Source organism: Pseudomonas sp. IPO3774 (assembly GCF_013386835.1).
Lineage (GTDB): Bacteria > Pseudomonadota > Gammaproteobacteria > Pseudomonadales > Pseudomonadaceae > Aquipseudomonas.
Genome location: NZ_JACAQY010000018.1, coordinates 413130 through 423917, shown reverse-complemented (window position 1 = coordinate 423917; position 10788 = coordinate 413130). Strand labels below are relative to the sequence as shown.

General features: G+C 60.6%; 11 protein-coding genes. 6 read left to right on the top strand and 5 right to left on the bottom strand.

All coding sequences use genetic code 11. The annotated features are described in order from the left end of the window. Positions 1 to 39: 39 nt before the first annotated feature. The 5 genes from HYE77_RS13870 to HYE77_RS13850 form a co-directional block, all read right to left on the bottom strand. Positions 40 to 897, bottom strand: coding sequence for an IS3 family transposase (locus tag HYE77_RS13870; RefSeq protein WP_146014440.1), 858 nt, complete (start codon positions 895 to 897; stop codon positions 40 to 42). Continuing rightward, a complete protein-coding gene (locus HYE77_RS13865) occupies positions 894 to 1187 on the bottom strand; it encodes a transposase (protein WP_033901971.1) in 294 nt (97 codons plus the stop codon). The genes HYE77_RS13870 and HYE77_RS13865 overlap by 4 nt, the downstream gene beginning before the upstream one ends. 167 nt (positions 1188 to 1354) lie before the next feature. Next, the gene (gene sixA, locus HYE77_RS13860) at positions 1355 to 1804 is read right to left on the bottom strand and encodes a phosphohistidine phosphatase SixA (RefSeq protein WP_134327083.1); all 450 of its coding nucleotides are present in this window, start codon (positions 1802 to 1804) and stop codon (positions 1355 to 1357) included. Beyond that, complete coding sequence (locus tag HYE77_RS13855) at positions 1801 to 2148, bottom strand: DUF4389 domain-containing protein (RefSeq protein ID WP_003210547.1); 348 nt, start codon at positions 2146 to 2148, stop codon at positions 1801 to 1803. Before HYE77_RS13855 ends, sixA begins: the two co-directional genes overlap by 4 nt. 10 nt (positions 2149 to 2158) lie before the next feature. Next, positions 2159 to 3184 (bottom strand): NAD(P)H-dependent glycerol-3-phosphate dehydrogenase, encoded by a 1026-nt coding sequence (locus HYE77_RS13850; protein WP_003210548.1) that lies wholly within the window; start codon positions 3182 to 3184, stop codon positions 2159 to 2161. Between the two features lie 195 nt (positions 3185 to 3379). On the opposite strand from HYE77_RS13850, the gene HYE77_RS13845 reads away from it, so the two are divergent. The 6 genes from HYE77_RS13845 (at position 3380) to HYE77_RS13820 (ending at position 10757) form a co-directional block, all read left to right on the top strand. Next, the gene (locus HYE77_RS13845; protein WP_177068884.1) at positions 3380 to 5512 is read left to right on the top strand and encodes a TonB-dependent receptor domain-containing protein; all 2133 of its coding nucleotides are present in this window, start codon (positions 3380 to 3382) and stop codon (positions 5510 to 5512) included. 20 nt (positions 5513 to 5532) lie between these two features. Then, a complete protein-coding gene (locus HYE77_RS13840; RefSeq protein WP_052024261.1) occupies positions 5533 to 6444 on the top strand; it encodes an ABC transporter substrate-binding protein in 912 nt (303 codons plus the stop codon). Continuing rightward, positions 6441 to 8342 (top strand): ATP-binding protein, encoded by a 1902-nt coding sequence (locus HYE77_RS13835; RefSeq protein ID WP_177019615.1) that lies wholly within the window; start codon positions 6441 to 6443, stop codon positions 8340 to 8342. Before HYE77_RS13840 ends, HYE77_RS13835 begins: the two co-directional genes overlap by 4 nt. 248 nt (positions 8343 to 8590) lie before the next feature. Further along, complete coding sequence (gene fabA / locus HYE77_RS13830; protein WP_003210552.1) at positions 8591 to 9106, top strand: 3-hydroxyacyl-[acyl-carrier-protein] dehydratase FabA; 516 nt, start codon at positions 8591 to 8593, stop codon at positions 9104 to 9106. Between the two features lie 11 nt (positions 9107 to 9117). Then, entirely contained in the window at positions 9118 to 10338 is a 1221-nt protein-coding gene (fabB, locus tag HYE77_RS13825) for a beta-ketoacyl-ACP synthase I (RefSeq protein WP_003210553.1), read from the top strand. Between the two features lie 200 nt (positions 10339 to 10538). Then, on the top strand, positions 10539 to 10757 hold the full coding sequence (locus HYE77_RS13820; protein ID WP_003210554.1) for a hypothetical protein: 219 nt from the start codon (positions 10539 to 10541) through the stop codon (positions 10755 to 10757). Positions 10758 to 10788 lie beyond the last annotated feature (31 nt).

The window sequence follows — 10788 nt, the reverse complement described above, 5'->3', positions numbered from 1 at the left end:
TGGACTTGCTCCCTCCAAACGTACGCCATAAAGCGAGTGTTAAGCAGAGTGCTTCAGGTGCTTTGCGTAGTCATTAGGTGACCTGTATCCCAGCGCCGAGTGCAGCCGTGTCGCATTGTAAAACCCATGGATGTAGCTTGCGATTGATGCATGGGCCTGTGCTTTGCTGGGATACACACCCGTGGCTTCTTCCTTCTTGAGTGAGGCAAAAAAGCTCTCTGCTACGGCGTTATCCCAGCAGTTTCCCTTACGGCTCATGCTTTGCACAAAGCCTCTTTCCGCGATCATGCTGCGAAAACCGCTACCCGTGTATTGCCGGCCTCGATCAGAGTGAAAAATCACCCCGTGATCAACTGGCGTTTTCGTCCAGGCGTTCATGAACGCCTGTTGTACCAAACCCTCGGGCATACGATCCGACAGGCTGTATCCAAGCACCTGCCGGGTCTGAACACTCAACACCACAGCCAAGTACAACCACCCCTGGCGTGTCGAAATATACGTGATATCACCCACCCAAGCGGCTACGGGACTTGTCACAGAAAAGCGTCGTTTCAACACATTGTCAGAAATGGGTTGGATATACCGGTTATCCGTTGAATGTTTGAACCGGGCTTTGATTTTTCCTCGTAGCATCTCCTCTCTCATCAGCCGAGCTACCCGCTTGTGCCCTATCGTGTAAGAGCGGTTATGAAGCGCCTGAACCATGCGCGGACGCCCATAAGTGCCGCGGCTTGCTCGATGAATCGCACGAATCTCCAGGCGAATCGCGGCGTCTGGATCCGGACGCTCCTGGCGCTTCAAATAGCCGTGAAAGCCCGACACCGAGACCTCCATCACTCGACATAACAGCCTAACCGGAAAGCGAGTCCGTTCACGGGCGACGAAGGCGTATCTCAGTTGGACTCTTTGGCAAAGAACGCCGTCGCTTTTTTTAGGATTTCTCGCTCCATTTTGAGCGTGGCATTTTCAGCTCGAAGCCGAGCCAGCTCGCTTTCCAGGTCAGAGACCGGATGCCGGGCAGGAGAACTGAGAGGACGCCCGTTGCGTGCGGCGTCCAGCCAATTACCTAAGGTTTTGACCGAGATATCCAACTGTCGGGCAGCTTCTCCTCGACCAATGCTTTCAGCAAGTGTCACTGCCTGAGCTTTGAAGTCGTCGGTGTAACTGCGGCGAGTTTGCTGTGCCATAAGTACCTCCAAGATTGCGATTAAAATATCGCTTCTTGGCGTCCGCTACGAGGGAACAAGTCCATGGTTACTTTTGGGGCGTTTGCCAAAAGTGACCCGCTGTAAGAGCGGAACCCTAAGTGGCCGTTACCGAAGAAACGGATATGTACCCAAAACCAAACCCAACCTTAAGGATTCCGAACACTCAAAAGACTCATCAACCCCGCCAACGGAAAATCCCCCTCCAACTCCGCCAAACTCGCCGTACTCATAGCCTGCGGCTGCCGAAAATGCCCATGCTGCAAATAACTGATCAGCCCCCCCACAAACGGCTGATGACTAACCAGCAACACATCATCGTCATTGTCGAGATGCTTGAGCACCTCCAACGGATTACTCTCCGGCGTCAACCAAGGCACAGTGCGGACATCCGGCTCAAACCCCAACGCCTCCCGCACCAACTGCGCCGTCTGCTGCGCCCGCACATACGGACTGGCAATGATCGCCCGAATCGGCTGCCCAATCAGATGCCCCGCACTGCGCAACACCTCATCGCGCCCATGGGCCGTCAAATTACGCTCGGCATCCGTACGCGCATGCCCCTCGGCCTCACCGTGACGCAACACCCACACCTTCATAGCTTGGGTTCCTCATCACGCGCCGGATGCGGTGCAGGCGGCACACTGTGGGCAGCCTCACCTTCCGGTGCACGGGGCGTCGGCCAATCGGCGAACGGCCAAGGCTTCTGATCACTGTGAAAGCTGCCAAACCGCCCAATCTGCGCCAAGAACTGACTCAGGCTGTCACCAAAATTCATCAGCCCCAGGTTCGGTGCCCCATACACCAGGCGATAAACCAGTTGCACCACCACCAGCGCCCCCAGCAGAAACTGCGCCACTTGCCACACCAGGGCAAACACCAGCATCCACAGGACACGCAGGCCGATGGACTCGTACTTGGGTGCTGCTTTCGGATCGTTCATGACGCGTTCCTCAGTTGAAACCACTGGTGGAAATAAAGTCGACATCGGTTTTAGGCTCGGCGCGCATCAGCAACTCGATGACCTGGTTCAAGGTGCGCCCTTCAAACAGGATCGCGTGCAACCCGGCAACCAGCGGCATATACACCCCGACCTCCTGAGACTTGGCCTTCAGCACCTTCAGGGTGTTGACGCCTTCCGCCACTTCGCCCAAACGCGTCACGGCGTCTTCCAGGCTCAAGCCCTGGCCAAGGGCAAAACCGACCTGATAGTTGCGGCTTTTCGGTGACGAGCAGGTGACGATCAGGTCGCCCACACCTGCCAGGCCAAGGAAGGTCATCGGGTTGGCGCCCTGATTGACCGCAAACCGGGTCATCTCGGCCAGGGCGCGAGTGATCAGCATGCTCTTGGTGTTTTCACCCATGCCCAGCGCAACCGCCATGCCGGCGATGATCGCGTAGACGTTCTTCAACGCCCCGCCCAGCTCGACGCCGAAACGGTCGGCACTGGCGTACACGCGGAAGGTGCGACCGTGCAGCACCTCCTGCACCCGCTCGCAGAGTTCTTCGTCTTCACTGGCGATCACCGTGGCAGTCAGCGCGTGCTCAGCCACTTCCCGCGCCAGGTTCGGCCCGGACAACACGCCAATCCGCGCTTCGGGGGCGATTTCTTCAAGGATCTCGCTCATCAACTTGAAGGTGTGCGCCTCAATGCCCTTGGTCAGGCTCACCAGCAGCTTGCCCGCCAGCCGCTCGGCATGGGGTGCAAGCACCGAGCGCAGGGCGCTGGAGGGCAGCGCGACGAAGCACAGGTCGCACTCGTCCAGCGTCGCCTGTAAATCAGTCACCGGCTCCACGGCCGGCAGAATCTTGATGCCTTTAAGGTAACGGGGGTTTTCCCGGTTGACCCGAATGGCTTCGGCTTGCTCGGGGTCACGCATCCATTGACGCACCCGGTGACCATTTTCAGCCAGCAGATTAGCCACGGCGGTACCAAAACTTCCGCCTCCCAGGACCGCAATAGGGCGCTGTTCAGTCATATGCAATCCGTTAATCCATAGCAGTGGCGATGGCCGCATTATACGGAGCGACCCGCCTGCGGCCAGCCCCCGCGTCAATTCAAACGCTTGTCGGAAAATGCGACATTTGTGCGAAGTAATTACAGGGCCGACGACTGGCAAAAGGCCCCACCTCAGTTAACATGGGCGGCTATCCGTAATTATCAAGGCCGTGCCGTGTATTTGGGCCCTCCTCCTCGCTCATCCCTTTTGCTGACGTTGTTGTGCATGCCGTGGTGCAGTGTGCCGGTGCTGGCTGACGACCTGTTCCTCGACAGCCAGCCGCTGCCGCAGGTGCTGACCGCCACCCGGCTCAAGCAATCGGCCGCCGCCGTGCCCGGCAGCATGACGGTGATCGACAGCGAGCTGATCAAGGCCAGCGGCGCACGGGATATCCCCGAACTGCTGCGGCTGGTGCCCGGGATGATGGTCGGCTACACCACCGGCAACCAGGCCGCCGTGAATTACCACGGCACCCAGGCGGGCGATGCGCGGCGCATGCAGGTGTTGATCGATGGGCGCTCGGTGTACCGCGCGGGCCTGGCCACGGTGGACTGGAGCGATATTCCGGTAGCCCTGGAAGACATCGACCGCATCGAGGTCTTCCGCGGCCCCAATACCGTCAGCTACGGCGCCAACGCGCTGATGGCCGTCGTCAACATCCTCACCCGCTCGCCGGCCAACAGCCATGGCACGCGGATGAAACTCACCCAGGGCGGCCGGGGGATCAACGACTGGTACGCCAGCCAGGGCATGGGCTGGGAAACCGGCGATTTGCGCCTGTCACTCTCCGGTCAACAGGACGATGGCTTTGACAGCGACCGCGTGGGCGCTGACCGCCGCGACGGGCGCCGCCTGAACCGCTTCAGCCTGGCCGTGAGCCAGACCCTGAATGCGCAACAAAGCATCGACTGGCAACTGGACGCCAAGGAAGGCACCAACCAGCGCCCTTACACCTACCAACCGGTGTTCGACGGGATTACCGAAGGCGGTAACAATTCCGACGTCAGCGCCAAGGACTATGCCGGTTCCCTGCGCTGGAACTTCGACTTCAACCCCGATCACAGCCTGTATATCCAGGGTTCGGCCCAGCAGTGGGATCGCCGGCAGATCTGGCGCGCGTGCGATGCCAAGGTCTCGTTCAGCCCGGAACTGACGCAGCTGTGGCAGCTCAACCCCAACTATGCCGAGCGACTGGCCCGGCACATGAACAACTTCAACCCCGGCAACCTCCCACCCGGCAGCGCCGCCGAGCAGGCACTGGCCCGCCAGGTGCTCCAGCAATGGGGGGACGGCGGCAAGGACCCGGTCTGCGGCAACATCGACCAAAGCACCAAGGAAAGCCGCTACGACCTGGAGCTGCAAGACACCCTCAGCCTGTCCGACAGCCTGCGCCTGGTCAGCGGCATGAACTACCGCTACGACCGCGCCGACTCCGACACCTACTTCAACGGCACCCTGGACGACACCACCTGGCGCCTGTTCGGCCACCTGGAATGGCGGGCCAGCGAACACTGGCTGCTGCAGGGCGGCGCGATGTACGAAGACACTCACCTGAGCGGCAACTCGCTGACGCCACGGGTGGCCGTCAACTACCTGATCAACCCGCGCCACGGCCTGCGCGCGGTGTACTCCGAAGCCATTCGCTCCCCGGACATGTTCGAGAACAACGTCAACTGGAGCTACCGCGTCACCAACCTCAGCTCGCCGGCCTACGGCCAGAACTCCGGCCAATACTTCGTGGTGACCCGTGGCCCGGGCAACCTCGACAAAGAGCTGATGCGCTCCCGGGAGCTGGGCTACAACGGCTTTTTTGCCGACATCGGGCTGAACGTCGACGTGAAGCTGTTCTACGACGAAATCAGCGAAATGGTCAGCGAGCCGCTGCGCAACAACCAGTACATCGCCAGCAACTCGAACAGCTCGCGCTTTACCGGCACCGAAACCCAGCTCGACTGGCACATGAGCACCGCCGACCGGCTGCGCGTCACCTATGCTTATGTGGATGCCAGCGCCACCAACCCCCTGGACAGGCAGCAGACCGCGCGCAACAGCGGCTCGGCCGGCTGGATGCGGGAATGGGGCCATGGCTGGTCCAGCGCGGTGTTCTACTATGGCGACGATGCGCTCAACCAGTATCGCTTCGAACGGGTCGACCTGCGGGTGGCCAAGCGCATTGCCTTGGGCAAAGCCAACGTGGAGCTGGCCGGCATGTTGCAACAACGCCTCGACAATCAGCCCACCACCTGGCCCGACAACAACTATGACCAACGCCACGTGCTCTACTTCAGTGCGGAGTTAGAGTTCTAGTGGACAGCGACTCGTCACGGATGACCCTGCCCTTTACCGCCCGGCTCTGGCGGTGCTGTGTGTTGCTTGGGGTTTTACTGTTCGGCGCACCGACATGGGCAGCGGATATCCTGCTGACCGCCGACGAAGACGGCCCGGGCGTACAAACATTCGTCCAGGCCCTGGCCCTGCAGCGTCCCGAAGACAGCGTGAAGTTCACCCCGCTCAAGGACCTGCCCGCCCCCGCAAACTTGCCGACCAGCACCCGCCTGATCCTGCTGGACCTGCCCAGCCTTGACTGGCGCCTGCAAGACGCCCAGGGCCCACCGACCCTGGTGCTGCGCATCAGCCGCCTGCAAGCGCGCCAGCGCCTGGGTGCCACGTTGCCTGCGAAGATCAGCCTGCTGTGGAGCGACCCACCGCTGGACCGACAACTGCGCCTCATCACCGGCATCCTGCCTCAGGCCCGGCGCATCGGCGTGCTCTATGGCATCGACAGCGAGTTCCTGCTGCGCGAGCTGCGCCAGTACGCCGCGCCCATGGGCCTGGAGATCGTGCCCCAGCTTTGGGAAAACATTAATGACAGTCGCCCGCTGCAAAGCCTGTTCAAGAACAGCGACGTCTTGCTGGGGCTGGATGATCCCCAGCTGTACAACCCGAAAACTGCGAAAAACCTGCTGCTCAGCAGCTACGCCAGGCAATTGCCACTGGTCGGGCCCAACGCCGGGTTCGTCAAGGCCGGCAGCCTGGCCAGCACCTACAGCGATCAGACCGACTGGCTGGATGTGCTCGACCGCCTGCTGGATCATGCGCCGGCCAGTTGGCCGCGCTCGCTGTACCCGGAACGTTTCAAAGTCGTAGGCAACCCGCAGGTTGCGCGCTCACTGGGGATCGAACAGGTGGACGAAACCAACGTCGCCGCCCGCCTGGCCGAAGGAGAAAAACGCCCATGACATTTCGTCGCCGTTGGGACATCAACACCCGGACCCAGCTCATTACCCTGGGCCCGGCACTCCTGCTGACGCTGCTGTTGATCAGCTTCTTCACCTTCGTGCGGATCCAGGACCTGCGCCAGGAACTGGACCACACCGGCCAGTTGATCGCCAACCAACTGGCGCCGGCCACCGAATACGGGGTGATTTCCGGCAACAACGACGTGCTTGAAAGCCTGTTGCGGGCCACCCTCGCCACGCCGCACGTGCGCTTCCTGGAGATTCAGGACAGCGCAGAAAATATCCTGGTGTATGTCGAGCAACCGTCGGAGAAGCACGATCGCTCGCTGTCGGTGAAAGTCTTCCAGGCGCCGATTCGCCTGCAACATATCCAGCTGGGCAATGACTTCTTCCAGGACAGTACTGCCGAGCCCAAGGCCCCGCGCGCGGACTACCTGGGGCGAGTGATTGTCGGCATGTCCAACGATGCGTTCAGCCAGCGCCAGCAGGAAATCCTGTTCAAGGCCGGGATTCTCGCGCTGTTCGCCCTGCTGTTTACCTTCCTGCTGGCCCGGCGCCTGGCGGCCAGCCTGTCGCAACCGATCAGCGCCATGGGCAATGCGGTCAAGGCGATCCAGCAGGGCGATTACCAGACACCGCTGCCCATCGTGGATGACTCGGAGCTGGGCGACCTGTCGCGCCACATCAATAACCTCGCCGATGGCTTGAACCAGGCCAGTCGTGAACAGCACCAGGCCATGGCCCAGTTGATCCAGACCCGCGAAGAAGCCGAGCGGGCGAACAATGCCAAGTCGGACTTCCTGGCAATGATGAGCCATGAATTGCGCACGCCGATGAACGGGGTGCTGGGCATGCTGCAACTGCTGGAAACCACCGACATGACCGAGGAACAGACCGAATACGCGGCGCTGGCCTCGGAGTCCACCGAACACCTGCTGAAGGTGATCAACGACATCCTCGACTTCTCGCGCATCGAGCGCGCGGCCCTGGAGCTTGAGCACATTCCGTTCGACCTGGTGGAGCTGATCAGCAGTTGCGCCCAGGCCTTCCAGCACGCCGCCCAACAACGCGGGCTGGCGCTCGAAGTGCCGATCCCCCAGGGCCTGGGCTCGCTGCAGGTACAGGGCGACCCGACCCGCATCCGGCAGATTTTGGTGAACCTGATCGGCAATGCCCTGAAGTTCACCGAGCAGGGCACCGTCACCGTCGAACCCCACTGGCAGACCCTGGACCATGAATTGCTGTGGTTCACCTGCACCGTGCGCGATAGCGGGATTGGCATCTCCGCCGAGCGCCTGGAACTGATGTTCGATGCGTTCCAGCAAGCCGACAGTTCCATTTCAAGACGTTACGGCGGCACCGGACTGGGACTGCCTATCGCACGCACCCTGGCCGAACGCATGGGCGGCACCCTGCGCGCCCAGAGCGAAGAAGGCCACGGCTCGGTGTTTACCCTGGAAATTCCGCTGGCGATCTACCAGCAGAGCTTGCCGGTGCTCGCGCCGAATACCGAAGGCAATGCCCGTGCGGGCGAAGGGCGCAACGTGTTGCTGGTGGAAGACAACCCGGTCAATCGCACGGTGGTCGAAGCCATGCTGCGCAGCCTGGGGTTCGAGGTGAGCATCGCCACCGACGGCGCCGAAGCGATTCGCAGCGCCGAAAGCCTGATTTTTACCGCAATCCTGATGGACTGCCGACTGCCGGGCATCGATGGCTACGAGGCTACCCGGCAGATTCGCCAGTTGCCCGGTTGCGCCGAGCTGCCAATCATTGCCCTCACGGCCAATGCCTTGCAGGGCGATCGCGAAGCCTGCCTGGCAGCTGGAATGAACGATTACCTGGCAAAGCCGTTCAAACGCACGGATTTGCAGCAAATCCTGCAGAGATGGGTGCAGTAACACGGTGCCATCAGCCAACTGCGACTGGCGTGAAAGACGAAAGTGCGGCAGTCTTAGGCACCCGAACGGGCCCGTAAACCGGCCCGGTTTATAATTTCAGTGCACAAGTGTACATTCATGACCTTGACGCTGTGACTTTCACTACAACGCAATAGTCTATGTGTAGGCTGCCGATATGAGGCATGAACGCTTCAGTCGGCCGGGAAGATTTGCCCTGCCCTGCCGCATGGGATTATTGAGGAGCTCGCATGACCAAACAAAACGCCTTTACTCGGGAAGACCTGCTGCGCTGCAGTCGCGGTGAGCTGTTCGGCCCAGGTAACGCGCAACTGCCCGCCCCGAACATGCTGATGGTGGATCGCATCACCCATATCAGCGAAGAGGGTGGCAAGTACGGCAAAGGTGAATTGGTCGCCGAGCTGGATATCACCCCTGACCTGTGGTTTTTCGCCTGCCATTTCGAAGGCGATCCGGTGATGCCGGGCTGCCTGGGCCTTGACGCCATGTGGCAGCTGGTCGGTTTCTATCTGGGCTGGCAAGGCCTGCCGGGCCGCGGTCGCGCCCTGGGTTCGGGCGAAGTGAAGTTCTTTGGCCAGGTCTTGCCGACCGCCAAGAAAGTCACTTACAACATTCAAATCAAGCGCGTCCTCAAGGGCAAGCTGAACCTGGCCATTGCCGATGGTTCGGTGACTGTCGACGGTCGCGAGATTTATACTGCCGAAGGCCTTCGGGTCGGCGTATTCACTTCCACTGACAACTTTTAAGGGTTATCCGCATGCGCCGCGTCGTTATCACTGGTCTGGGCATTGTTTCGTGCCTGGGCAATGACAAAGAGACCGTCTCCGCTAACCTGCGTGCAAGTCGCCCTGGCATCCGCTTCAACCCGGAATATGCCGAAATGGGTCTGCGTAGCCAGGTTTCCGGCTCCATCGACCTGCCCCTCGAAGAGCTGATTGATCGCAAGATCTATCGCTTCGTCGGCCACGCAGCCGCTTACGCCTACCTGGCCATGAAGGACGCGATCACCGATTCCGGCCTGAGCGAAGACCAGGTGTCCAACGTACGCACCGGTCTGATCGCCGGTTCCGGTGGCGCGTCGACCTTGAACCAGATGGAAGCGCTGGACATCCTGCGCGAGAAAGGCGTCAAGCGCGTTGGCCCGTACCGCGTCACGCGGACCATGGGCAGCACCGTTTCCGCCTGCCTGGCCACACCGTTCAAGATCAAGGGCGTGAACTACTCGATCTCCTCCGCTTGCGCCACCAGTGCTCACTGCATCGGTACCGCTGTAGAGCAGATCCAGTTGGGCAAGCAGGACATCGTGTTTGCCGGCGGCGGTGAAGAAGAACATTGGAGCCAGTCGTTCCTGTTCGACGCCATGGGCGCCCTGTCGACCCAGTACAACGAAACCCCGGACAAAGCCTCCCGCGCCTATGACAAGAACCGTGATGGCTTCGTCATTGCCGGCGGTGGCGGCATGGTGGTGGTCGAGGAGCTGGAACACGCCCTGGCCCGTGGTGCGAAGATCTACGCGGAAATCGTCGGCTACGGCGCGACGTCCGACGGCTACGACATGGTTGCGCCAAGCGGCGAAGGCGCCATCCGCTGCATGCAGATGGCCATGTCCACCGTTGATACCCCGATCGACTACCTGAACACCCACGGTACTTCGACTCCGGTCGGCGACTCCAAGGAAATGGAAGGCGTGCGTGCGGTATTCGGCGACAAGGCTCCGGCGATCAGCTCTACCAAGAGCCTGTCGGGTCACTCCCTGGGCGCCGCTGGCGTTCACGAAGCGATCTACTGCCTGCTGATGATGGAAGGCAACTTCATGGCAGGTTCTGCCAACATCGAGGAACTGGACCCGGACGTGGCTGACATGCCTATCCTGACCAAGACTCGTGAAGATGCGACCATCAATACAGTGATGAGCAACAGCTTCGGCTTTGGTGGCACTAACGCCACCCTGGTGCTGAAACGCTGGCAGGGTAAGTAAGCTCTCGCAGCTTGATCGCCTGAAAACGCCCCGACTGGTTCGGGGCGTTTTTTACCCGTTTACCGCGCTTACAGTGGCTCACTTTTGAAAGCCGGAATGCGTGCCCAGTCAAAAGTAAGCAAAACGCTCTTGCCCNNGGCTTGAGTGTTTAGAAGCAAAATCAAAAGCTAAAGCGGGCACGGTCCAATGTGGGAGCGGGCTTGCTCGCGAAGGTCGTTAACGATGACGCTGGCATCCTGATTCAACGCGGCGTTCTCAGGTTTTCGCCGGCAAGCCGGCTCCGACAGAAAAGCGGTTCTGCTTTTGCTTCTAACACTCAGGTCGGCTTCCAGGCCGCCGTGCTCTTGCTTTTGATCTTAGGCGCCCCGCCGACAGGCGAGGCAGAGCGCTTTGCTTACTTTGCCGCTTTTGCAAAGTGACTCGCTGCGAGAGCGAAACCATAAGTAGCCC

What these genes read in the sequence shown, in the direction of transcription:
- HYE77_RS13865 (WP_033901971.1), bottom strand. Translation starts at nt 1,187, where the DNA reads ATGGCACAGCAAACTCGCCGCAGTTACACCGACGACTTCAAAGCTCAG.
- sixA (WP_134327083.1), bottom strand. Translation starts at nt 1,804, where the DNA reads ATGAAGGTGTGGGTGTTGCGTCACGGTGAGGCCGAGGGGCATGCGCGT.
- HYE77_RS13855 (WP_003210547.1), bottom strand. Translation starts at nt 2,148, where the DNA reads ATGAACGATCCGAAAGCAGCACCCAAGTACGAGTCCATCGGCCTGCGT.
- HYE77_RS13850 (WP_003210548.1), bottom strand. Translation starts at nt 3,184, where the DNA reads ATGACTGAACAGCGCCCTATTGCGGTCCTGGGAGGCGGAAGTTTTGGT.
- HYE77_RS13840 (WP_052024261.1), top strand. Translation starts at nt 5,533, where the DNA reads ATGACCCTGCCCTTTACCGCCCGGCTCTGGCGGTGCTGTGTGTTGCTT.
- HYE77_RS13835 (WP_177019615.1), top strand. Translation starts at nt 6,441, where the DNA reads ATGACATTTCGTCGCCGTTGGGACATCAACACCCGGACCCAGCTCATT.
- fabA (WP_003210552.1), top strand. Translation starts at nt 8,591, where the DNA reads ATGACCAAACAAAACGCCTTTACTCGGGAAGACCTGCTGCGCTGCAGT.
- fabB (WP_003210553.1), top strand. Translation starts at nt 9,118, where the DNA reads ATGCGCCGCGTCGTTATCACTGGTCTGGGCATTGTTTCGTGCCTGGGC.